Source organism: Streptomyces amakusaensis (assembly GCF_039532665.1).
Taxonomy (GTDB): domain Bacteria; phylum Actinomycetota; class Actinomycetes; order Streptomycetales; family Streptomycetaceae; genus Streptomyces; species Streptomyces amakusaensis.
Window position 1 is genome coordinate 222,922 of the sequence record NZ_BAAASB010000001.1, and the last position, 22,416, is coordinate 245,337.

Annotated in this window: 14 protein-coding genes; 6 read left to right on the forward strand and 8 right to left on the reverse strand. The window is 72.9% G+C overall.

Annotation, left to right across the window (positions count from 1 at the left end):
* Nucleotides 1-26 precede the first annotated feature (26 nt).
* Nucleotides 27-986: a helix-turn-helix transcriptional regulator gene (locus ABD371_RS00965; RefSeq protein ID WP_344471541.1), complete on the forward strand. Its 960-nt coding sequence runs from the start codon at nucleotides 27-29 to the stop codon at nucleotides 984-986.
* A gap of 128 nt (nucleotides 987-1,114) precedes the next feature.
* Here ABD371_RS00965 and ABD371_RS00970 read toward each other — a convergent pair whose 3' ends face one another.
* Nucleotides 1,115-2,122 carry a sigma-70 family RNA polymerase sigma factor gene (locus tag ABD371_RS00970; protein WP_190122371.1) on the reverse strand — a complete coding sequence of 336 codons (1,008 nt, stop codon included), beginning with the start codon at nucleotides 2,120-2,122 and terminating at the stop codon, nucleotides 1,115-1,117.
* A 472-nt stretch (nucleotides 2,123-2,594) separates the two neighbouring features.
* Here ABD371_RS00970 and ABD371_RS00975 point away from each other — a divergent pair, with 472 nt between their 5' ends.
* On the forward strand, nucleotides 2,595-3,614 hold the full coding sequence (locus ABD371_RS00975; RefSeq protein WP_344471542.1) for a questin oxidase family protein: 1,020 nt from the start codon (nucleotides 2,595-2,597) through the stop codon (nucleotides 3,612-3,614).
* Nucleotides 3,615-3,643: 29 nt separating this feature from the next.
* Here ABD371_RS00975 and ABD371_RS00980 read toward each other — a convergent pair whose 3' ends face one another.
* A complete protein-coding gene (locus ABD371_RS00980) occupies nucleotides 3,644-4,426 on the reverse strand; it encodes a dioxygenase family protein (RefSeq protein WP_344471543.1) in 783 nt (260 codons plus the stop codon).
* Nucleotides 4,427-4,526: 100 nt separating this feature from the next.
* Between ABD371_RS00980 and ABD371_RS00985 the strand changes: the two genes are divergently transcribed.
* On the forward strand, nucleotides 4,527-5,042 hold the full coding sequence (locus tag ABD371_RS00985; protein ID WP_344471544.1) for a MarR family winged helix-turn-helix transcriptional regulator: 516 nt from the start codon (nucleotides 4,527-4,529) through the stop codon (nucleotides 5,040-5,042).
* A 102-nt stretch (nucleotides 5,043-5,144) separates the two neighbouring features.
* Here the strand turns inward: ABD371_RS00985 and ABD371_RS00990 are convergent, their stop codons facing one another.
* Both ABD371_RS00990 and ABD371_RS00995 read right to left on the reverse strand, forming a co-directional pair.
* Entirely contained in the window at nucleotides 5,145-6,674 is a 1,530-nt protein-coding gene (locus ABD371_RS00990; protein WP_344471545.1) for an MFS transporter, read from the reverse strand.
* A gap of 182 nt (nucleotides 6,675-6,856) precedes the next feature.
* A complete protein-coding gene (locus tag ABD371_RS00995) occupies nucleotides 6,857-7,480 on the reverse strand; it encodes a TetR/AcrR family transcriptional regulator (protein WP_344471546.1) in 624 nt (207 codons plus the stop codon).
* 351 nt (nucleotides 7,481-7,831) lie between these two features.
* Between ABD371_RS00995 and ABD371_RS01000 the strand changes: the two genes are divergently transcribed.
* Nucleotides 7,832-9,154: a M6 family metalloprotease domain-containing protein gene (locus ABD371_RS01000; RefSeq protein WP_344471549.1), complete on the forward strand. Its 1,323-nt coding sequence runs from the start codon at nucleotides 7,832-7,834 to the stop codon at nucleotides 9,152-9,154.
* Here the strand turns inward: ABD371_RS01000 and ABD371_RS01005 are convergent.
* Nucleotides 9,138-10,853, reverse strand: a complete 1,716-nt coding sequence (locus ABD371_RS01005) for a class I adenylate-forming enzyme family protein (RefSeq protein WP_344471550.1) — start codon at nucleotides 10,851-10,853, stop codon at nucleotides 9,138-9,140. The two genes, ABD371_RS01000 and ABD371_RS01005, sit on opposite strands and share 17 nt — an antisense overlap.
* A gap of 408 nt (nucleotides 10,854-11,261) precedes the next feature.
* Between ABD371_RS01005 and ABD371_RS01010 the strand changes: the two genes are divergently transcribed.
* Nucleotides 11,262-12,224 carry a LysR family transcriptional regulator gene (locus tag ABD371_RS01010; RefSeq protein ID WP_344471552.1) on the forward strand — a complete coding sequence of 321 codons (963 nt, stop codon included), beginning with the start codon at nucleotides 11,262-11,264 and terminating at the stop codon, nucleotides 12,222-12,224.
* Between the two features lie 34 nt (nucleotides 12,225-12,258).
* Here ABD371_RS01010 and ABD371_RS01015 read toward each other — a convergent pair whose 3' ends face one another.
* Together ABD371_RS01015 and ABD371_RS01020 are read right to left on the reverse strand one after the other, a co-directional pair.
* Complete coding sequence (locus tag ABD371_RS01015) at nucleotides 12,259-13,443, reverse strand: FAD-dependent monooxygenase (RefSeq protein WP_344471554.1); 1,185 nt, start codon at nucleotides 13,441-13,443, stop codon at nucleotides 12,259-12,261.
* A gap of 13 nt (nucleotides 13,444-13,456) precedes the next feature.
* On the reverse strand, nucleotides 13,457-20,866 hold the full coding sequence (locus tag ABD371_RS01020; RefSeq protein WP_344471556.1) for an amino acid adenylation domain-containing protein: 7,410 nt from the start codon (nucleotides 20,864-20,866) through the stop codon (nucleotides 13,457-13,459).
* Nucleotides 20,867-20,944: 78 nt separating this feature from the next.
* Between ABD371_RS01020 and ABD371_RS01025 the strand changes: the two genes are divergently transcribed.
* Nucleotides 20,945-21,427, forward strand: coding sequence for a MarR family winged helix-turn-helix transcriptional regulator (locus ABD371_RS01025; RefSeq protein WP_381734855.1), 483 nt, complete (start codon nucleotides 20,945-20,947; stop codon nucleotides 21,425-21,427).
* Nucleotides 21,428-21,451: 24 nt separating this feature from the next.
* Here ABD371_RS01025 and ABD371_RS01030 read toward each other — a convergent pair whose 3' ends face one another.
* Nucleotides 21,452-22,282, reverse strand: a complete 831-nt coding sequence (locus tag ABD371_RS01030; protein WP_344471558.1) for a class I SAM-dependent methyltransferase — start codon at nucleotides 22,280-22,282, stop codon at nucleotides 21,452-21,454.
* Between the last annotated feature and the right edge of the window lie 134 nt (nucleotides 22,283-22,416).

Consider the following 22,416-nt stretch of genomic DNA (forward strand, 5'->3'; position numbering starts at 1 on the left):
CCTAGATCAGAGGCATCCTGGTGCCCATGACGGACACTCCGGCACGGCTGCTGAATCTCCTCTCCCTCCTTCAGACCCCGCGCGAGTGGCCGGGCAGCGAGCTCTCCCGCCGTCTCTCGGTCAGCGCGCGGACGATCCGGCGCGACATCGACCGGCTGCGGGAGCTGGGCTACCCGGTCGAGGCGACCAAGGGCGCGGTCGGCGGCTACCGGCTGGTGGCGGGAGCGGCGATGCCCCCGCTGCTGCTGGACGACGAGGAGGCCGTCGCGATCGCGGTGGGGCTGCGGGCCGGGGCGGGCCATGCGATCGAGGGCGTCGAGGAGGCTTCGGTACGGGCGCTGGCCAAGCTGGAGCAGGTGCTGCCCGCCCGGCTGCGGCACCGGGTGTCCGCTCTGCAAGCCGCCACCGTCCCGCTGGCCAGGGGCGACGGCGCGACGATCGACCCCCGCACCCTGACCGCGATCGCGAGCGCGGCCACCGGCGGGGAGCGGCTGCGCTTCGGCTACCGCGCGGGCGACGGCGTCGAGAGCAAGCGTCTGGTGGAGCCGCACCGGCTGGTCTCGACGGGCTACCGGTGGTACCTGGTGGCGTACGACATGGAGCGGGAGGCCTGGCGGACCTTCCGGGTCGACCGGGTGTCGGAGCCCTTCGCGACGGGGGCGCGCTTCACCCCCCGGGAGCTGCCCGCGGCCGGGGCCGAGCTGCTGAAACACACCCGCCCGCCCCGGCAGGAGTACGCGCTGGACGTGGATTTCGAGGCCCCGGCGGCGTTCGTCTCGGCGCGGCTGCCGAAGTCGCTCACCCCGTCCCCGACGGGCGAGGGCAGCTGCCGGCTGGTGGCGCGGTCGGCCGACTCGCTGGAGTGGCTGGCCCTGCGGCTGGCGCTGGTCGACTGCGAGTTCACCGTGCACGGGCCGCCGGCCCTGGTCGCGCACCTCGGCGAGCTGGGGGCCCGGCTGACCCGCTCGGCCACCGCGAAGGCATGAGGACGGAGGAGGAGGGACGGAGGAGAGGGCAGAAAAAAGGACCCCGAGGCCAAGGGGGGGGAATGGCCTCGGGGCCCAGCTCTGGGCGGGCGGGTGCGGGATCGCGCGGTCCCGCCCGGCGGACGGGATCACGCGGCGGCGTCGAAGCCGGTGTCCCGTGCCATCTTCTTCAGCTCCAGCAGAGCGTGCTTCTCGATCTGCCGGATCCGCTCCCGGGTCAGACCGTGCTCCTTGCCGACCTCCGTCAGCGTCCGCTCGCGGCCGTCCACGATGCCGTACCGCATCCGGATGATCGACGCGGTGCGCTGGTCGAGCTTGCCGATCAGATCGTCGAGGCCCTCGCTGCGCAGCAGGGTGAGCACCGACTGCTCCGGCGAGACCGCCGAGGTGTCCTCCAGCAGATCGCCGAACTGGGTCTCGCCCGCGTCGTCCACCGGCATGTTCAGGCTGACCGGATCACGCGCCCAGTCCAGCACGTCGATGACGCGCGCGGGGGTCGAGGCCAGCTCCTCCGCGATCTCGGCGGGCTCCGGCTCGCGGCCCTTCTCGCGGTTGAACTCGCGCTGCACCCGGCGGATCCTGCCCAGCTCCTCCACCAGGTGGACGGGGAGCCGGATGGTGCGTGACTGGTCGGCTATGGAGCGGGTGATCGCCTGGCGGATCCACCAGGTGGCATACGTGGAGAACTTGAAACCCTTGGCGTAGTCGAACTTCTCGACCGCGCGCACCAGGCCCGCGTTTCCCTCCTGGATCAGGTCGAGCAGGGGCAGCCCGCTGCGCGGATAGCGCCGGGCGACCGCCACGACCAGCCGGAGGTTGGAGCGGATGAAGACGTCCTTGGCCCGCTCTCCCTCGGCCACCAGGGCTTCGAGCTCCTCGCGCGCCGCGCCCGCGGCACCGCTCTCGCTCTCGGCATCGCCGGCCAGGATCTGCCGGGCATAGACACCCGCCTCGATGATCTGGGACAGCTCGACCTCCTTGGCGGCGTCGAGCAGCGGTGTGCGCGCGATCTCGTCGAGGTACATGCCGACCAGGTCGCGGTCGGCTATCTCGCCGCTCACCGCGCGAACGCTGCTGGCCCGGCCGGTGGTCCTCGTGGTCTCGGACTGGCGACGGGCGACGGCACGGGTTGCCATGCGAGCTCCCTTGCTGAGTAGGTCGCGACACCCTTCCGGGTGCCCTGCATCCGATGGAAACAACGACTGGAATCCGGACAGAATTCCCATGTGGCACCTCCACTTTTACGATCTTGCAGTACCCTGTCCCGCCGCCGAGGCGGAACAGATGACCGCGGAATCACTGGAGGCGCAGGTCAGACCGGTCGTGGCAGTCGATCCGACTCCCTCGGCGGCGCGCTGCGCGACTACCCCATGAGACGTCCGTCACGCCTGTCGCGTTCATCTCGTCGGCGTACGGGTGAACAACGTCGTCCGGGACCGCGTTCCCACCCTGAAGGACGGTCTCCGCCGCTCCCCGGTTGCCCGGCCCCCGGCGCGCGCCCCGCACGGGCCACGCCGGGTACCGGGCCGGATCGGTCCCGAGGTGTAGGACCAGGTGTAGGACTCCAGCCCGTTACGGACCCGGCGGGCCCGCGCCTACGGTCGGCGCATGGACACCACCGGCACTCTCGACGAAGCGCTCGACCGTATCCACGCCTCCGGCCCCGAGTTCCTCGGCCGGCTGAGCAATCACGCGCCGATGGCCGTCGAGGCCCTCGTACGCCACGGCCAGGCGGGGACCGTCCACCGCTGGCTCGACCGCTACCGCGACAGGCTGGAGGAGATGCCGCCCCGGCACACCCGGGTGACCGGGGCGAACTGGCGCGAGGCGCTCGGCGACCCGGAGCGGATCACCGACTGGACGGATTACTTCGAGCGGGAGACCGCCGAACACCCCTGGCGGGAGGTCCTGGCCGAGTGGTGGCCCCGGCTGCTGCCCGGTATCGCGGGCGGCGCCACCCATCCGGTGATCCGGACGGGCCATGCCGTGCGCACCCTGCTGACCACCGAGGAGACCCGCCCCCGGGTGACCGAGCTGGCCCACGCCCTCGGCTACTGGGCCGCCCGGCACTCCCCGCTGGGCGGGCTGCGGACCCTGGCGGCCGTGCCGGGCGCCGCCGCCGCGCTGGACGCCGTACCCGTGGTGGCCGACCGGTCCGGCGGCATCGAGTACCGGCTGAAGCAGCTGACCGCCTTCCCCGGCTGGCCCCCGGCCACCGCCGCCCCGGCCGACCCCGACACCGCGCACGCGCGGCTGCGCGAGCTGGTCACGGCGGCGACCCACCGCTACGCCACCCACGGCCACGGCGAGCCGGTGATGCTGGTGCACTCCGCGACCGCCCCCAACGCCGTACTGCGGGTGCTGCCCGCGCTCCCCCGTGAGCTGTGGCCGGTCAGTCTGGCCGCCGCGTGGGCGGCGAGCGCGGCGGTGACCGCCGCGTACAGCCCGGACGCCCCGGCGGCGTACCTCCCGACCCGGGCGAGCGCGCAGGAGATCTTCGAGCGGGCGGCGGCGCACGGCGAGGACCACACCATCAAGTTCACCGACACCGCGCTCGACATCGGCGACGAGCGCGCGCTGACCGCCGCCGTCCGCTCGATCGAGCTGAACGAGCCCTTCCTGTCCTGAGCCGGGAGACCCGGCCCGGCCCGGGAGACTCAGCCGTACTGCACCGAGCGCTTCGCCAGCCCCATCCAGAACCCGTCGATCACGCTCCGCGCGCCGTCCAGCTCGTCCTCGGCCGCGCCCAGGGTGACGAAGAGCGGGGCGAAGTGCTCGGTCCTCGGATGGGCGAGCCGTCCGGCCGGGGAGGTGTGCTCGAAGTCGAGCAGCGCGTCCACGTCGGCCGCCGCCAGCGCCCGGTTCCCCCAGTCGTCGAACTCCGCCGACCAGCCGGGGATCCCGCCCTGGCGCAGCGCCGCCAGATTGTGGGTGAAGAAGCCGCTGCCGACGATCAGCACTCCCTCGTCGCGCAGCGGGGCGAGCTTGCGCCCGATCTCCATCAGCCGGCGCGGGTCCAGGGTGGGCATCGAGATCTGGAGCACCGGGATGTCCGCCGCCGGGAACATCTCCACCAGCGGTACGTACGCGCCGTGGTCGAGCCCCCGGTCGGGGATGTCCTGTACGGGGCTGCCGGGGCCGCGCAGCATCTTGCGCACGGTCTCGGCCAGCTCCGGCGCGCCGGGGGCCGCGTACCGCACGCGGTAGTAGTGCTCGGGGAAGCCCCAGAAGTCGTACACCAGCGGCACGGTCTCGGTCGCGCCGAGCGCGAGCGGGGCCTCCTCCCAGTGGGCGGAGACCATCAGAACGGCCTTGGGGCGGGGCAGTCCGGCGGACCAGGCGGCGAGCTGGCCGGGCCAGAGGGGGTCGTCGGCGAGCGGCGGAGCGCCGTGCGAGAGGTAGATCGCGGGCATCCGCTCCGCGACCGGGGTGGCGGTCATCGTGACGACTCCGATCCTCGAAAGATCCTTGAAACTTAAAGTGATGCCTACCGTAGACCCATATAGTTCAACTTTCAAGAAGTAGTCGTACAGTGGACCCATGACAACCGCACCCACCGGCGGGGGCGAGCGGGAGACCCGCTGGCTCACCGACGACGAGCAGCGTGTCTGGCGCGCCTACCTCCACGCCACCACCCTCTTCGACGACCATCTCGACCGCCGGCTCCAGCGGGACGCGGGGATGCCACACATCTATTACGGCCTGCTGGTGCAGCTCTCGCACGCCCCGGGCCGCAGCAAGCGGATGACCGAGCTGGCCATCGACGCCAAGATCACCCGCTCCCGTCTCTCGCACGCCGTCGCCCGGCTGGAGAAGAACGGCTGGGTGCGGCGCGAGGAGTGTCCGTCCGACAAGCGCGGACAGAACGCGATCCTGACGGACGCCGGTTTCGCGGTGCTGGAGAAGGCCGCGCCCGGACATGTGGAGACGGTGCGGCAGGCGATGTTCGACCGGCTCACCCCGGAGCAGGTGGCGCAGCTCGGCGAGATCATGCGCGTGCTCGCGGAGGGGCTCCAGCCGGAGGACTCCGGCGCGGATCTGCCCTGGCTGAGATGAGCCCCGTACCGGCGAGACCGAAGGGCCCGCCCCGACACGCACGCGGTGTCGGGGCGGGGCCCTTCGGGTTCTCCGATCCGGCCGTCAGTGCGCTCAGTGCGCTCAGTGCGCGACGACCGGGATCCTGATCTCGTCCTCGGCGCCGTCGGCGGAGCCCCCGGCCGGGCGGGTGTCCGGCCGGCCGCTGGTGATCAGCGCGAAGGCGATGCCCGCCGAGATCACCAGGATCCCGACCGCCCACCAGATGGCGGAGGTGAAGCCGTGCACCATGCCCTGGAGCTCAAGCAGCTTCGGGTCCGCCGCGCCGGCGGCGCGGGCGGAGATGTACGAGGTGGTCGCCGAGGCGGCGATCGTGTTCAGCAGCGCCGTGCCGATCGCGCCGCCCACCTGCTGGGAGGTGTTGACCATCGCGGAGGCGACACCGGAGTCGGCCGGGTCCACCCCGTAGGTGGCCAGCGACATCGCGGGCATGAACGCCGTGCCCATGCCGAGGCCCAGCAGCAGCTGCGCGGGCATGATCAGACCGGTGTACGAGCTGTTCAGATCCAGCTGGGTCAGCATCAGCATGCCCGCCGCGGCGGCCAGGAAGCCGGGGGCCATCAGCATCCGGGGCGGCACCCGAGTCATCAGCCTGGTGCCGATCTGGGTCGATCCCACGATCATGCCGACGATCATCGGCATAAAGGCGAAACCGGTCTTGACCGGCGAGTATCCCCGGACGATCTGAAGGTAGAAGGTCAGGAAGAGGAAGAGCCCGAACATCGCGATGACGGCGAGGCCCAGCGAGAGATAGACACCGCCGCGATTGCGCTCGGTGAGCACGCGCAGCGGCAGCAGCGGGGCCTTGACCTTCGCCTCGGTGATGACGAAGGCGGCCAGCAGCACGACGGAGGCGACGAACACGCCCACCGTCAGACCGTCCGTCCACCCCGAGTGCTCGGCGCGGGTGAAGCCGTAGACCAGCGCCACCAGACCCAGCGTGGACAGGACGACGCCCGGGATGTCGAGCGAGGAGCGGTTGCGGGCGCTCTCCGGCTCCCGGATGACGAGGTACGCGCCGACGGCCGCGACGATCGCGAAGGGGATGTTGACGTAGAAGGTCCAGCGCCAGTTCAGATACTCGGTGAGGAAACCGCCGAGGATCAGGCCGACCGCGCCGCCGCCTCCGGCGATCGCGCCGTAGATGCCGAACGCCTTGGCGCGCTCCTTGGCGTCGGTGAACATCACCGCGAGCAGGGAGAGCGCGGCGGGCGCGAGCAGCGCGCCGAACGCGCCCTGGAGGCCGCGCGCCCCCAGCATCATGGCCTCGCCGGTGGCCGCACCGCCGAGCGCGGAGGCGGCGGCGAAGCCGATCAGGCCGACGATGAAGGTGCGCCGGCGTCCCCAGAGGTCGGCGATGCGCCCGCCGAAGAGCAGCAGACCGCCGAAGGCCAGGGCGTAGGCGGTGATGACCCACTGCCGGTTTCCGTCGGATATCCCGAGGTCCTGCTGGGCGGTGGGGAGCGCGATGTTCACGATCGTCGCGTCCAGCACCACCATCAGCTGGGCGAGGGCGATGAAGACCAGCGCCTTCCACCGATTCGGATCGGCGGATCCTGAATCAGGGAGGGAGGTTCCGGATGTTTTTGGCATGGGAGTAGCCACCTCTTGGTGCGAATCGATCAAAAAGACGTGAAGGCGCGGCACTGCTCGCCGCGTCGCTCACCGGCCCGGTTCAGGTCCGGCTGAAGTCGTTCAGTTCGGGTTGAAGGCCCGGTTCGGGGTCCGGTTCGAGGTCCGGTTCAGGCCCTGCCCCGGTTCTCTGCCGCTCGGTGTCAGTGGGGCATGGGGGCTCGCAGATCTTCGATGGTGGCCGCCCGGCCGGTCAGCTGTGAGCGGGCGGGGGCCTGGAGACCGTCCAGGAAGATCTCCAGATGGCGGTGGATGAAATCCCCCATGTCCGGGCAGCCGGTGTGCGGCAGCGGCCGGGTGAGCTGGGCGATGGCGACCAGGACGTCCCCGACGGCGACGTCGTCGCGCATCCGGCCCGCCGCCTGGGCCCGCTCGATCAGCTCCCGCACGGTGCGCTCCATGCGGGCGCGCCCGGCGTCCAGCTCGGGGCGGCCCACGTCGAAGGCTCCGGAGAGCACCGGGCAGAGCGCGCCGATGCGCTCGGCGGACGCCGCGTGGACGAAGCGGCGCAGCGCGTCGAAGGGGTCGGCCTCCTCGGCCGCCGCCTCGTCCGCGCGGTCCGCGATGCGCGAGACCACGGAGAGCACGACCTCGTGGATCAGGGTGGGGCGGTCGGCGAAGTGCCGGTAGAGCGTGGCGTTGCCGATGCCGGCGCGCCGGGCGATCTCGTCCAGCGGGACGGCCGATCCGAACTCCACGAACATCTCGCGCGCGGCGGCCACGATCCGCTCCCGGTTCCGCAGGGCGTCCGCCCTGGGCCTCGGCACGGGGCGCGACGCGCCCGAGTCCTCGCATCCGGCGGCGCTCCGGGCGCACTCCCCGCTCTCTGCCCCGGTCTCGACGGGCCTCCTCGCTCCGTCCCCTCCCTCTCCACGGCTCTCCCGATCTTCAAACGGGGAGCAGTTCCCCGGTTCTCCATGACACGGGTGCAAACGGGGAGCACCTCCCCGGTTATTTCCCCTCCGCTCCGTGACCCGCATCACTCTCACTTGGGGCGCGCGCCCGGCCCCCGGTCCCTCGTACGGCCCACCCCGCGCGCGCCGCCCGGCCGCCCGTCACAGGCTGATCCACAGAGCGCAGTCAGGGCCGGCCTGCTGCCGAGGACCCGAGGCGGTTGTATGGCCCGCATACGCCACCGGATACGCCGGGCCCGCCGCGCGGACGGACCGGGCCGGGCGGACGGATCGGACCGGGCCCGCCGAATAGGCTTCGCCGCCGTTCTCACCGCGCTGGCGCTCGCGGCCCTGACCACCGCCGGCGGCGGCCCGCCCGCCCCCGCCCCCTCGGCCGGGCCGGTGGCCCTGGCCGACGCCACCGGACTGGGGCCCTGCCGCATCCCCGCCGCCCGGGACATCCAGATGTCGGAGGGCATACCGACCCCGCCCGGCTACACCCGCTCCACGGGCGAGGTCCGCGCCCTCAATCTGATGATCGACTTCTCGGACGCGGAGGGCGAGGGAAAGGCGCTGGACCGGCTGGCCGAGTTCTTCCCGCAGACCTCGGACTGGTTCAGGACCAGCTCGTACGGCCGTCTCGACTACCGCCCGCACGCACCGGTCACCGAGTGGCTGCGGATGCCGCTGTCGTTCGAGGAGTACGGCATAGAGCGCGGCTCACCCTATGAGCCCGGCTATCGCAAACTCGTCGAGGACCTGGTCACGGTCGCCGACTCGCAGGTGGACTTCAGCGCGTACGACCTGGTCAATGTGCTCGTCACCCCCAACGCCGGGCCCTCGGCCCTGGACACCGTGCTCTCCGTGACCTTCTCGGGCAACGCGGAGGCCCCGCTGGCCGACGGCGTCCCGCTCGCCAACACGTCCTTCGTCTACAGCCGCCAGGACGACGGCTCCGGCTCGTACGCCGAGACCGGGTTCCGGGTGCTGCCGCACGAGAACGGCCATGTCTTCGGACTGCCCGACCTCTACACCTCCGAAGGCGGGGGCGCGGTCGGCCACTGGGACATCATGTCCGAGGACTGGGGGGCCAACAACGATCTGCTGGGCTGGCACAAGTGGAAGCTCGGCTGGCTGGACTCGGCCCAGCTCGGCTGCGCGTCCGCGCCCGGCACCGCCGAGTACACCCTGACCCCGCTCGCCGCCCCGGGCGGCGCGAAGATGACGATCGTCCCGCTGACCCCGGACTCCGGATACGCCGTCGAGGTGCGCACCCGCGCGGGCAACGACGAGGCCATCTGCCGGCCGGGGGTGCTGATCTACCGGGTGCACGGCGACGTGGACACCGGGCAGGGCCCGGTCACGGTCGCCGACAGCGAGCGGGACAGCGGCGGCTGCACCCGCCGGCCCAATGTGCACGCGGAACTCTCGGACGCGCCATACCAGCCCGGTCAGTCCTTCACCGACAAGAAGAACGGAATCAAGATCTCGGTGCTGCGGAAGGAGCGCGGCGGCGGCTACACGGTCCGGGTCACCCGCCGCCCTTAGGCCGTGTCCTCAGAGTCCCGTGCTCCGCGAGGAACGCCTCCCGCAGCTCCCGCTTGAGCGCCTTCCCCGTCGGGCTCCTCGGCACCTCTCCCAGCGCCACCCGGGCGGGCACCTTGAAGGCGGCCAGCCGCAGCCCCGCGTACCGCCTGAGCGCCTCACCGGTGACGCCGGACGCCTCCGCCGCCCCGGGGCGCAGCCGCACCACGGCGACGACCTCCTCCCCCAGCACGGGATCCGGAACCCCGAACACGGCCGCGTCCTCGACCTCCGGGTGCTCGTGGAGGGCGGACTCGACCTCGGCGCAGTACACGTTCTCGCCGCCCCGGATCACCATGTCGGTGATCCGGTCGACGACGGTGATCCGCCCGCCGTCCCGCGCGAAGGCGAGATCGCCGGTCCGGAACCAGCCGTCCCGGAACGCCCCGGCGGTCGCCCGCTCGTCGCGCCAGTAGCCGCGCACGAGCGACTGCCCGCGCAGCCACAGCTCTCCGACCTCGCCCTCGGGCAGCTCCCGCCCGTCGGGCCCGGCGATCCTCGTCTCGACGGCGGGCGCGGGCCGGCCCACGGAGGCGGGCTCCTGGCGGCACTCGTCGCCGAAGCTCGCGAGGACGCCTCCGCCGGTCTCGGTGAGGCCGTAGCCGTTGCGGGGCTCCACCCGCCGCCCGTAACGGGCGGTGAGCCGCGCCACCAGGTCGCGGGGGGCCGGGGCCCCGCCGGTGGCGAGATGGGCGAGGGTGGTCAGCGGGGAGCCGTGGCGCTCGGCGGCGGCCAGCAGCCCGAGCGCGGTGGCGGGCACCCCCGCGTAGTGGGTGACGCCGTGTTCGTCGATGAGCGCGAGGGCGCGTTCGGCGTCCCACTTCCGCATCAGTACGAGGGTGCCGCCGACGGCCGCCGCCGAGCAGAGCGCGGTGAACGCGGCGACATGGAAGAAGGGGTACGTCATCAACGTCACGGGGGCGGGCCCCATGCCCGGGAGCGTGCCGCGCGCGAGGGCGGCGGCGGCGGCGTGGTAGCGCGGGTGGGTGGCGGCCCCGGCCATCGCCAGCTGGGTGGCGACGGCCCCCTTGGGCCGCCCGGTGGTGCCGGAGGTGTAGACGATGGTGGCGTCGTCCTCGGGCCGGATCTCGACGGCGGGCGGCGCGCCGCAGGGGTCGGGGGCCCCGAAGTCCTCGTACCACTCGACCCCGGCGCCCCGGCCGGCCCGGCCGTCCCGCTCGCCGTGGAAGACCACGGCCCGCGCCCCGTTCCCGCGCCGCCAGCCGTCGACCGCCGGGAGCCGTTCCCCGTCCACCAGCAGCACGGCGGGGGCGCAGTCGTCGAGGGCGTACGTCAATTCCGCCTCGGTCCACCAGGCGTTGAGGGGTACGGCGATCAGCCCGGCCAGCTGCGCTCCCCAGAAGGCGATCTGCCACTCGGGGTGATTCCGCATCACGATCGCGGCCCGGTCGCCCGGGCGCAGTCCGTACACCTCGGCGAACCGCCGGGCCAGCGCGCAGGCGGCGGCGAAGAACTCGCGGTAGGTGTAGGAGGCGCTCTCCCCGATCAGGAAGACCCGGTCCCCGAAGGCCCAGACGGGCTCCACGAACTCGACCAGTGTGCGGGGCCCGTCGGCGTACCGCAGACCGCCGTCCTCGCCCCGCACCACGGCGAAGGGCGCCCCGGGCCCCGTGAGCACTCCGTCCGTCCGCACCCCGGCCACCTCTCGTACCCGAACCCGATGCCCGCACCCGGTACCCGGGCCGCCCGGCTCGACCCGGCGACGCTATGCGGGGGCCCCGGACCCGTCAAGACCGGCCCCAGCACATTCACGGCTTCGGCGCATCACGGGATTACGTGATAAACAGCCGAATACATTTCGTGCATTCACGGTCGCACGAAGTCGCAATTCACGGTGCGCGCCATCCGCCGCGTCAACCACCACATCGAATACCGGCCATCAGGGGCTGAATCGAGATACGCAAGTAGAATATTGTTTCGAGATCGCCGCAACGTCGCATGCTCCTCTGAGAGATGACGCCCCACCTGGGCGGCAGACCGGGCGCCGCATTCCCCGGCACGCGCCCCGCCCGCCATCCCCCACCTGCTCGGCCGACTCATGGAGCCTCGTATGCCCCCGTCTCGCACACCGGGAAAAGAGAAACAGAGCACGGCGGACCGGGAGGACATCGGGTCGCTGAACCCGGCCTGGCTCCGCACCTTCATCGAGGTCTACCGGGCGGGTTCGTTCGGCAAGGCGGCCCATCGGCTGCACATCTCCCAGCCCGCCGTCACCCAGCAGATAAGAGGGCTGGAACAGCGGGCCGGGGTAAGGCTCTTCGTCCGTCATGCCACCGGCTCCGAACCCACGCCCGCCGCCGATCTGCTCGCGCGCGACGCCGAAGGACCGGTGAACGCCCTCGACTCCGTGCTGAAACGCCACTTCGGCGTCGGCGACCCGCGCCGCCCGCTGCGGCTGGGCGCGCCCAGCGACCTGATCAGCGACCGGATACTGCCGGCGCTCGCCGACATGCTCATGGACCGGATCCAGCTCCGCACCACCCTCGCCCTCTCCGACACGCTCCTGTCCCAACTGGTCTCCGGGGAACTGGACATCGCCGTCGTACGGACCCGTCCCCGGCTCAAGGGCGTCTCCGCCCGGCCGCTGCACGACGAGGAGTGCAGCCTCGTCGCCGCCCCCGGGATCGCGCGCGCCCTTGCCGAGGACCTCCTCGCCCACGAGGCCCCGCGGGCCCTGGACGGCCACCCGCTCGTCGCCTTCGCCGAGTCCCTCCCGCTCATCGACCACTACTGGTGGTCCGTCTTCCACACCTCTCCCTCCCGAACCCCCGAAGTGGTGCTGCCCGACCACCGGGCGGTGCTCGCGGCCGTCAGGGCCTCGGTCGGCATCACCGTCGTCCCCGCCCATCTGTGCGCCGACGACATCGCCCGGGGCGCCCTGGTGAACCTCCTCGAACCCGCCGTACCGCCGATCGTCACCACCTATCTCGCCGTCCGCGAGGGGGACATCGCCCACCCCGAGGTGTCCGAGGCCCACCGGAAGCTGCTCGACCACGGCCGCACCTGGAGCTGAGGCCACCGCGCCCGGACCGGGGCCGCCCAAGGGCTCACCCCGGCCAGCGCAGCGCCGCCTCCTGCTGCCGTATCAGCTCCTCCTCGCCCGTCAGCCGGAGCCGTTCGTCGCGCAGCGTGCACTCCCCGGGGTCCGACAGCTGCTCCAGCTCGCTGAGGGAGCGGGACGCGGCGACCATCCCCCGGGTGCGCTCGCGCCGTTCGTCCTCGTACGCCCGGAAGGCGGCGGCGGGATCCCCCGGCGCGGCGGCCAGCCCGCGGGCGAGGACCACCGCGTCCTCGACGGCCATCGCGGAGCCCTGTCCCAGGCTGGTCAGCATCGGGTGGGCGGCGTCGCCGAGCAGGGTCACCGGGCCCTCGCCCCAGCGCTCCAGGAAGGCGCGGTCCCGCGAGGGCACGGCGAGCACGGCCTCCGCCGGAGTGGCGCGGATGATCTCCGTGACCTCGTCCGCCCAGCCCGCGTAGACGCCGGCGATCTCGTCCTTGCCGCCGTCCCAGCCGTACGACCGGGCGGCCGGCATATTCTTCGTGCCCCACCAGTAGTAGCGGCCGTGCCCGACGTCGACGAGACCGAAGCGGCGGCCGGCCCCCCAGTAGTGCCCCACATATCCCGGGCGCAGCGCGGGGTGCTCGAACGGGACGACGGCGAGCCAGCAGATGTAGCCGCCGTCCCGGGACTCCTCCGGGCCCGCGAGCTGTCTGCGGACGGCCGAGTTGAAGCCGTCCGCCCCGATCACCGCGTCGGCCCTCGCCTCGCTCCCGTCCTCGAAGCGCAGGGTGACACCCGGCCCGCCCGGCCCGTGCGCCTCGCCTGCCTCGTAACCGGAGAGCGCCGCTCCGAGCGTCAGCGGCACATCGCCGATCCCCTCCAGCAGCGCCTCCTGGAGATCGGCGCGCGTGATGCACACGGAGGGCACGCCCAGCCGCTCGGTGACCGCCCGGATCGGGAGGTCGCGGATGAGTTCGCCCCGGGTGTCGCGGATCGAGAAGGTCTCGATGACCTGTCCGCGCTTCTCCAGGCCGAGATCGATGCCGAGCGACCGCAGCGCGCCGATCGCGTTGCCCATCACCGACAGCGCCGAGCCCGCCGCCCGCAGCTCCGTGGCGCGCTCGTAGATCCGTACGCCGACGCCGAGGCGGCGCAGCGCGACGGCGGCGGTCAGTCCGCCGATGCCCGCTCCCACGACGGCGACCTCTGTCCGCCGAACCGAATTCGCCATGCCGCTCGCTCCGTCACTGCTCGATATCGGGAAGGGGGCCGGGATCCCGCGGGCCGGAACCGCTCCGCAGCAGACCGGCCACGGTCCGCGCGGTGGTCGCGACATGGGGGTGCTCCATGAGCGAGAGATGGTCCCCGGGGACCGGGACGACCCGCACCCGGCCGGCGGTCATGGACCGCCACCCGTTGGCCGGGTCCTCGTGCCTGCTGCCGCCCGCCGTGTGCATCGTCACCAGCACCCGGGGCAGCGGCTCCTCGGCGCGGATCAGGACGAGGTCCTGGCGGGCCTCGTGCGGGCGGTAGTCGAGGGCGGCGTTCCAGTTCGCCTCGTACACGCGGAAGAGCCTGCGGACGACCGCGCCGGAGCTGCCCTCGGGGAGCACCCCGGTCTCGGCGGCGAACCGCGCGATGAAGTCGAACTTCTCGTCGAGTGTGGCCAGTTCCGCAGGGATCGTCTCCAGCGGGGACTCGCCGCCGCGTTTCAGCGACAGCAGCTCCCAGAAGAACCAGCCCAGCAGGGCGTCCTCCTCGTGGCGGAGGCGGTGGCCGGGTTCCAGCGCGGTGGTGTCGAGCAGCAGGAGATCCTCGACGGTCTCGCCCGCGCGGGTGAGCTGGAGGGCCATCTCGAAGGCCACGAACCCGCCGAAGGACCAGCCGGCGATCGAGTAGGGGCCCTTCGGCCGCACCCGGCGCACCGCGGCCAGATAGTAGGCGGCCAGCTCGGACACCGACCGCCGCGGCTCGGTCCCGGGGTCCGCGCCCGCCGCCTGGAGCGCGTACAGCGGCCGGCCGGGCGGCAGCTGCCGGGCGAGCGGTACGTAGCAGAGCACATTGCCGCCCATGGGGTGCACCAGGAAGACGGGTGCTCCCGAGCCCTCGCGGCGCAGCGGTACGAGGGGGTCGAAGGCGAGCGCGGCACCGGTGGAGCGGAGCCGCTCCGCGAGACCGGCGACGGTCGGCCGGGTGATGAACTCCGAGAGCGGGACGGTGATTCCGTACCGCTGCTCGATGATCACCACCAGCCGCATCGCCGTCAGGGAGGTGGCCCCGAGGTCGAAGACGTCGTCGTGGACGCCGACGGCCGAGGGCGGCAGCTCCAGGAGATCGGCGAGGGTCTCCACGAGGGAGGCCTCGTAGCCGTCCCGGAAGGTCCGGTCCTCGGCCTCGGCCCCGCCGGGCGCGGCCCCGGTCCCGGCCTCGGGGCGCAGCGGCAGGCGGCTCAGCTCCGCGTCGTCCCGTTTGCCGCTGGGCAGCAGCGGCAGGCGCGGCAGCCAGGCGAAATGGCCGGGGACCAGATGTGCGGGGAGCACCGAGCGCAGATGTTTGCGGAGGTCTTCCAGGGGGACCAGGTCCGGCGAGCCGACGAGGAAGGCGGCGAGCGCGGTGTCGCCGCCGGGGCCGCGCCGGGGCACCACGGCGACCTCCCTGATGCCCGGCCGCAGCTCGCCGAAGCCGATGACGGCGGCCTCGGCCTCGGCCGGTTCCACCCGGTGGCCGCGCACCTTGACCTGCGAGTCGGCGCGGCCGACGCAGACGATGTCGCCGTCCGGGAGGACGAGGCCGAGGTCGCCGGTGCGGTACAGCACCTCGTACGGACCGCCGTCCCCGTCCCCGCCCCCGAACGGGTGGGGGACGAAGCGCTCGGCGGTGAGGGCGGGCCGGTTCTCGTACCCCTGCGCCAGACAGACCCCGCCGATGTACAGCTCGCCGCGCACCCCGGGCGGCACGGGCCGCAGCCGCGCGTCCAGGACCTGGACCTCGGCCCCGCCGATCGGCCTGCCGATGGGCGGCAGGGACGGGAAGGCGGCCGGCGGGCCGGTCATGGTGAAGACGGCGACCACGTGCGACTCGGTCGGCCCGTACTGGTTCTCCAGGATCACGCCCGGGAGCGCGGCGGCGAAGCGGCGTATCTGCTCGGTGACGCGGAGCTGTTCGCCGGAGGAGATCAGCACCCGCAGCCGGCGCGGGGCGATGCCCAGCGCGTCGGCGGCCTCGGCGAGCTGCTGGAGCGCCACGTACGGCAGGAAGATCCGGACGACGCCCTCCTCGTCGATCAGCCGGAGCAGGGCGGCCATGTCGTGGCGGCGCTCGTCGCCGACGAGGACCAGGGTGCCGCCGCCGCAGAGGGTGGAGAAGATCTCCTGGAAGGAGACGTCGAAGCTGAGCGGCGCGAACTGGAGGGTCGGTTCGCCGACGGCCCCGGTGGACATCCGGTTCTGCCGGCCGACCAGATTGGCCAGCGAGCGGTGCGGCACGGCGACGCCCTTGGGGACGCCGGTGGAGCCGGAGGTGAAGAGGACGTACGCGGTGGAGGCGGGCGAGGGGACCCCGGCGTCCTCCCCGGGGGAGCCCGTGACCGGCTCCGTGAGGGTTTCGGCCGGGAGCAGCAGGGCAGGGTCGGGCACCAGGGCGGCGTGGCGGGCGGAGGCGATGACACGCGGCGGGCGCGCCTGCGCGATCATCGCCGCGAGCCGGGCCGCCGGATAGCCGGGGTCCAGCGGAAGGACCGCGGCCCCCGCGAGAAGGGTGCCGACGACCACGGCGACCGTCTCGGGCGAGCGGTCCATGGCGATGCCGACGCGGTCGCCGGGCCGGATCCCGGCCGCCGGCAGCCGCGCCGCCACCACCCGGGAGGCCTCGGCCAGCCGCCGGTAGCTCCAGCGCTCCCCGTCCATGGTGACGGCGACGGCGTCCGGGGTACGGGCGGCCTGTGCCAGGAAGCGCGCGGTGACCGGAAGATCCGCGTCCGGGGAGGCCCCGGCGCGTGCCGGAGCCGGGGCGAGGAAGCCGAACCCGACCTCCTCGTCCGGCCGTTCGCACATCCGGTCGAGCACCGCGGTCCAGGTGCGGGCCAGCAGATCGGCCTGGCCGGGGCTGAAGACGCGTCCGTCGAAGTCGAGGCGCAGCGCGATCCCGTCGCCGACGGGGTCGCTGACCGCGTTGACCAGCAGCGAGAAGTTCGTCCGCTCCCAGGTGCGGAAGTCCAGCAGCCGCACTCCGGGCAGCTCCAGCACCGGCCCGAGCTGGTGGAAGCGCACATAGTTGAAGGCGTGCTCGAAGACCGGGGCTCCGTGGTCCTCCTGGATCGCGCTGAGCGGGTGGCGCCGGTGGGGGTAGCCCTCGCGCTCCAGCCGGGACACCTCCCGGATCACCGCCGACCAGCTGGCCCCGGCGGTCCGCACCCGCAGCGGAACGGTGTTGAGGAAGAGGCCGACGGCGCGTTCGCCCCCGGCCCGCTCCGGCCTGCCGTGGGTGATCAGCCCGGTGACGAGGTCCTCCGTGCCGGTGAACATCGCCAGGGTGAGGCTGTGCGCGGCGAGCAGCACCGACTTCACCGGCACCGACTGCGCGGCGGCCGTCCGCCGGACCCGGGCCACGAGTTCGGCGGGCAGCTCGACCTCGCGGACGAACTGCTCCTCGTCGCCGGGGGCGGTGTGCCGGCGCATCCCCTCGACGGCGTCCGTCCCCGCTCCGCGCAGCACCTCCCGCCAGTACTCCCGGCTCCGGCCGGATTCGAGCGCGCGCCGTTCGGCGCGGACGTGGTGGGCGGCCGAGGGGGGCGGGGGCTCGGACACCGGCCCGATGTCCAGGCCGATGGCGTGGGCGTACTCCTGGAGCAGCTCGCGCAGCAGATTCGCCACACTGCCGCCGTCGAGCAGGGCGTGGTGGAAACTCAGCACCAGCTCGACGGTGTCCCGGTCCCGGTCCTGCTCCCGGAGATACACCCGCAGATGGTGCAGCGGCCCGCGCTCCATGTCGTACGGGTGGCGGCTCCGCTCCTCGGCGTGGCGCAGGATCTCGGCCTCGGCGTCGGCCCCGGCGAGCGGGCGCAGATCGACGATGTCGAGCGGTACGGCGGCGGCGGTGGCCGGGTGGACGATCTGGAGCGGTTCGGAGTGGCTGCCCAGGTCGAAGGTGGAGCGCAGGGCGGGGTGGCGGGCGGTCAGCCGCTCGGCGGCGACGCGGAAGGCGTCCTCGTCCCAGCGGATGGCGAGGGTGTAGCGGAACACGTCCTTGTACAGGGCGGAGTGGCGCTCCCCCCGGCTGTGGTAGATCAGTCCGAGCTGGAGCCGGGTGAGCGGAATAGCATCCTCCGCGCCTTCGAGCGCGGCCCGGTCGACCCGCGACACCAGCGCGAAGGGCGCGAGTTCGGCCTCCGCCCCGCCGCCGTCCGGGACCGGGACGGTGTGCCGGGCCAGCTCCGCGACGGTGGGGTGGCGCACCAGGTCCGCGAGTTCGAAGCGGAGCCCGCGCCGCTCGGCGCGGGCGCGGACGGTGAGCATGAGGATCGAGTCCCCGCCCAGCGCGTAGTAGTCGTCGTGCACGCCGACCCGGCCGACCCCGCCGGACCCGTCGGTTCCGTCGGTTCCGTCGGTTCCGTCGGTTCCGTCGACCTTGAGCACCTCGGCCCAGATCTCGGCGAGTGCCTTCTCCGTCTCCGTACGGGGTGCTTCCCCGGCGGCGGAGGCGGCGGCGCGCGGCGCGGTCTCCGGGGCGGGCAGCGCGCGGAGGTCGGTCTTGCCGCTGGGCGTCAGGGGGAGCCGGTCGATCCGCAGCAGCAGCGAGGGGACCATGTACTCCGGCAGCGCGTCCCGCAGGGCCGCCCGGATCTCCGCCTCGGGCGGGCCGTCGGCCTCGTCCGCCGCGTAATAGCCGATCAGACGGGTGCCGCCGGACGGCGACGGACCGCCGACGACGACCGCGTCCCGGACGCCGGGCAGGGCGCCGAGCGCGGCGGCGACCTCGCCGGTCTCGACCCGGTTGCCGCGCACCTTGACCTGTCCGTCGAGGCGTCCCAGGTACTCGATGTTCCCGTCGGCGAGCAGTCGGGCGAGATCCCCGGTGCGGTAGAGCCGGCCGCCCCGGGCGAAGGGATCGGGGACGAACCTCTCCTCGGTGAGTTCGGGCCGGCCGAGATAGCCGCGCGCCACCTGCACCCCGCCGATGTACAGCTCGCCGGGGAGGCCGGGCGGCTGCGGCTGTCCGTACTCGTCCAGGATGTACAGCGCCGTGTTGTCCACCGGCCGTCCGATGGGGACCCGGCGGACGGGCCGCCCGTCCGGTTCCGCGCGGCAGGTGTACGAGGTGACGTCGACGGCCGCCTCGGTCGGCCCGTACAGATTGACCAGCCGGGGCGGGGCCGGCACCCGGTGCGCGAAGACCCGGTGGAACTGGTCGACACGGTCGGGCGGGAGCGCCTCGCCGCTGCAGAAGACATACCGCAGGGACGCGGCGTCCCCGAGCCGTGCGGGGTCCCGCTCCAGCAGCTCCAGGAAGGGGCCGAGCATCGAGGGGACGAAGTGGAGGACGCTCACACGGTGGTCGCGGACCGTCCGCAGCAGTGTGCGCGGGTCCTTCTCGCCCCCGGGCTCCAGCAGGACCAGCGCCGCTCCGTCGGCGGCCCACCAGAACAGCTCCCACACCGACACGTCGAACGAGATCGGCGTCTTCTGGAGCAGGGTGTCCGCCGCGCCGATCGGATGGAGGCGCTGGGTCCACTCCAGCCGGTTGACCACCGAGCGGTGCTCGACCATGACGCCCTTGGGGCGGCCGGTGGAGCCGGAGGTGTAGATGACATAGGCGAGATGTCCGGGGGTGGCGACCGGCTCCGGGGGGTCCGTACGGGTCTCGGCGGCGAGCAGCCCGGCGAAGCCGTACGCGCGGGCCTCGCCCGCTTCATCCGTCCCATCCGTTTGATCGGCACCGTCGTGGACGACGACCCGGGCCCCGCTGTCCGCGAGCATGAACCGGATGCGCTCGGCCGGGTAGTCCGGGTCCACCGGAACGTACGCCGCGCCCGCCTTCAACACCCCGAACAGCGCCACCGGAAGATCGATCCCGCGCCGCATCACCACCGCGACCCGGTCCTCCTCCCCCACCCCCCGCGCCCGCAGCGCCCTCGCCAGGCGGTTCGCCCGCCGGTCCAGCTCGCCGTAGGTGAGCGAGCGGCCGGTGGCGGCGTCCGTCACCGCCGTCCGCTCCGCGTGCCGGGCGCAGCTCTCCTCGAAGAGCTCATGCACCGTCCGCCGCCCCTGCCCCGGCACGGTCCGCCCCCGCCCGAGCGCCAGCAGGGCCGCCCGCTCCTCCCCGCCCGTCAGGGGCGTCTCGGCGAGCGGCCGGTCCGGTGTCTCCACCCCCGCCGCCAGCAGCCTCTTGAGCTGCTCGGCGACGGCGGCGACCGGCAGGTCCTCGTCGAACACGTCCGTCGCGTGCACAAGGTCGACCCGCATGCCGGGCACATCACTGAAGTCCTCTATATACACATTGAGAACGCTCTGATCCCGCCCGGGAGCCGTGATGCCCGTCCTCCGCTCGACGCCGTCCAGCGGCCTCGGCCGCTCGTACCGCAGATAGGACACCGTCACATCGAAGAGTTCCCTGGTACGAGAGCCGTCCGCCGCGAGATCACGCAGCACGTCCCCGAACGAGGTCCGCTCGTGCCGCTGCAACTCCCGCACATCGGCGCGCACTTGTCGTACGGCCTCCTCCACCGGCCTTCCGCGGACCTCCCGCACCCGTAACGGCAGCGTATTGGCGAGCTGTCCGGGCGGCGCGCCCTCCCAGGACCGCCGGTTGAGCAGCGGGACGCCCAGCACCACCTCGTCCACCCGGTGCACCCTCGCGAGCCACCCCCCGAGCACCGTGGCCACATACGCGAAGGGCGAGTACCGGGCGGCGATACGGTCCACCAGCTCGGGCTCCACCGTGAAGCCGTACCTCACCATCCGCCGCTCGCCGCTGGCCGCCCGCCGGGCGAACAGCGCCGGGTCCACCCCCGCCAGCGCCTTACGGTGGTACTCCCGGTCCTCGGCCGCCTGCCGCCCCGACCGGTACTCGGCCTCCCGCTCCACCAGGGAGACACTGGACGGACTCCCGGCGGGCGGAAGCTGCGCACCGCCGGCGACAACACTCGCGTAGTCCTCGAAGATCCGCCGGCTGAGCCGGTTCAGCGTCCAGCCGTCCACCGCGATGTGATGCGCCTTGACGACCAGATGCACCACCGTGGCGCTCTCCACCACAAGGGCGGCCTCGGTGACCGGCCCCCGCCCGAGCACCACCGGCCGTGCCATCTCACGCTCCAGCCACCCGGCCACCGCCCCCGCCGGATCGCCCTCCCCCGAGAGATCCACCCTCCGCACCCTCAGCGGCTCCCCGTCGACCCACTGACGCGCCACCCCGTCCCGCTCCTCGAACCGCAGCCGGAACGTGTCGTACTCGCCGAGGGCCCGCTCGACGCGGCGGGCCAGCTCGTCCCGGTCGACCGCGCCCTCGAGCCGCTCGTGCAGCCGGCAGTTGAACTGCGGATCCCCCGGGAGCAGCACGGCCCCCGCCCAGATGTCCCGCTGATAGGCGGTGAGCGGGTGGAGGGCGGGGATTCCGGGCGGGATGGGCGCCGGGGCCTCCGGCTGGCTGCCGCTTCGCATGGTTCCTCCTGGGGGCGTCCGGCGGTCAGTTGGTTTAGATGATGGAATTTTGGACGGCCACATGGTTACGCTGGTGCGATGGTCTTATCGACTTCCCCGGCCCCTCCGGATCCTCCGGCGGCCCCGGGCTCCCCGGCCGGCTCCACCGCCTCCGCCACCTCCACCGGCTCGGATCTCGCCGATCTCATAGGCGTTCTGGCGATGCGTCACCACGAGGAGTACGAGAGCGCCGCCGCCCGCCATCAGCTGACCGGCATCCAGGCCCGGGTGCTCGCCCTGCTCGCGCGGCGGCCACTGCCCATGCGCAGACTCGCCGAGCGGCTCAAGTGCGAACCGTCCAACATCACCGGCCTGGTGGACCGCCTGGAGGCGCGCGGGATGGTCCGCCGCCGGGCCGACCCGGCCGACCGCCGCGTCAAACTCGTCGTCGTCACGGACGAGGGCCGGGACGCGGCCGAACAGGTCCGGAGCGCGGCGGACTTCACCCGCGCCCCGCTGGCCGGGCTGTCCGAGGAGGACCGGGCGGCGCTGCGGGAGCTGCTCCGCCGGGTGCTGGGCTGACCTCCGGCGACCGGTCCGGGGGCCTCAGGGCCGACGGGCGACGATCAGCCCGTACCCGATCTCCGGAAGCTCTCCGAACCGCTCGATGATGTCGGCCGCTTCGGAGAGTTCCGCGCTGAACGCGCCGTCGAACGCCGCCCGCGAACTCCGGATGGCCTCCGCCGCCAGCGTGTGGCTGCGCCGCACGTTCTCGCCGATGTCCAGCGTCTCCACGACCCTGAGACCGGCCTTGTCCATGTGGGCGACGTACTCGTCCACATCGCCGATCGGCGGGATCTGGAGAAGCCTGCGGTTGGCCGCGACGACCTCCGCCGCCCGAGCGCTCAGCTCGCCGCCCCGCTGATAGGGGTTGGCGGTCACCAGGAAGCCGCCGGGGCGCAGCACCCTGGCCGCCTCGGCGACGGCGGTGGCGCGGTCGGACATGTGCAGGAAGGACTCGATGGCGTACACCCGGTCGAACCGGGCGTCGGCGTGCGGCAGATCCATGGCGTCGGCCTCCTGGAAGGACGCCTGCCCGGCGTTCTCGCCGACTTCGGGCCGCGCGCCGGCGACCGCCGCCTGCTGGGCGCTGATGGTGACGCCGGTGACATGCACGTTCCACCGTCCGGCGATACGGACGGCGGGCTTTCCGCTGCCGCAGCCGATGTCGAGCACCCGCAGGCCCGGGGTGAGGGCGAGACGCTCGGCGACCATGTCGGTGAGGGTGTCCGTGGCCTCCTCCACCGAGGCGTCGTCGGCGTCGTTCCGCCAGTAGCCCAGGTGGATGTTCCCTCCCATCACTTCGGAGAGGAGATCGGTCGACCGGTCGTACATGTCCCCCACGTCCGCCGAGGTGGGTATGTGCTGGTCAGCCATTCCTGATACACCCTTCCCCATACCGCCGCCGGCACATCCGCACCGACGACCGGACGCTACAAACCCTTGCTCGAATTTGTCAACGCCGCATTTACAAATTCCGGTGACAACGTTTTCCCATAGGCCAGGTTATT

Bases quoted from the DNA above. Each gene is read 5' to 3' on its own strand.
- ABD371_RS00965 (WP_344471541.1), top strand. From the start codon at position 27: ATGACGGACACTCCGGCACGGCTGCTGAATCTCCTCTCCCTCCTTCAG.
- ABD371_RS01025 (WP_381734855.1), top strand. From the start codon at position 20,945: ATGGTCTTATCGACTTCCCCGGCCCCTCCGGATCCTCCGGCGGCCCCG.
- ABD371_RS01015 (WP_344471554.1), bottom strand. From the start codon at position 13,443: ATGGCGAATTCGGTTCGGCGGACAGAGGTCGCCGTCGTGGGAGCGGGC.
- ABD371_RS01010 (WP_344471552.1), top strand. From the start codon at position 11,262: ATGCCCCCGTCTCGCACACCGGGAAAAGAGAAACAGAGCACGGCGGAC.
- ABD371_RS00985 (WP_344471544.1), top strand. From the start codon at position 4,527: ATGACAACCGCACCCACCGGCGGGGGCGAGCGGGAGACCCGCTGGCTC.
- ABD371_RS01020 (WP_344471556.1), bottom strand. From the start codon at position 20,866: ATGCGAAGCGGCAGCCAGCCGGAGGCCCCGGCGCCCATCCCGCCCGGA.
- ABD371_RS01030 (WP_344471558.1), bottom strand. From the start codon at position 22,282: ATGGCTGACCAGCACATACCCACCTCGGCGGACGTGGGGGACATGTAC.
- ABD371_RS00975 (WP_344471542.1), top strand. From the start codon at position 2,595: ATGGACACCACCGGCACTCTCGACGAAGCGCTCGACCGTATCCACGCC.
- ABD371_RS00990 (WP_344471545.1), bottom strand. From the start codon at position 6,674: ATGCCAAAAACATCCGGAACCTCCCTCCCTGATTCAGGATCCGCCGAT.
- ABD371_RS00970 (WP_190122371.1), bottom strand. From the start codon at position 2,122: ATGGCAACCCGTGCCGTCGCCCGTCGCCAGTCCGAGACCACGAGGACC.
- ABD371_RS00980 (WP_344471543.1), bottom strand. From the start codon at position 4,426: ATGACCGCCACCCCGGTCGCGGAGCGGATGCCCGCGATCTACCTCTCG.
- ABD371_RS01000 (WP_344471549.1), top strand. From the start codon at position 7,832: ATGGCCCGCATACGCCACCGGATACGCCGGGCCCGCCGCGCGGACGGA.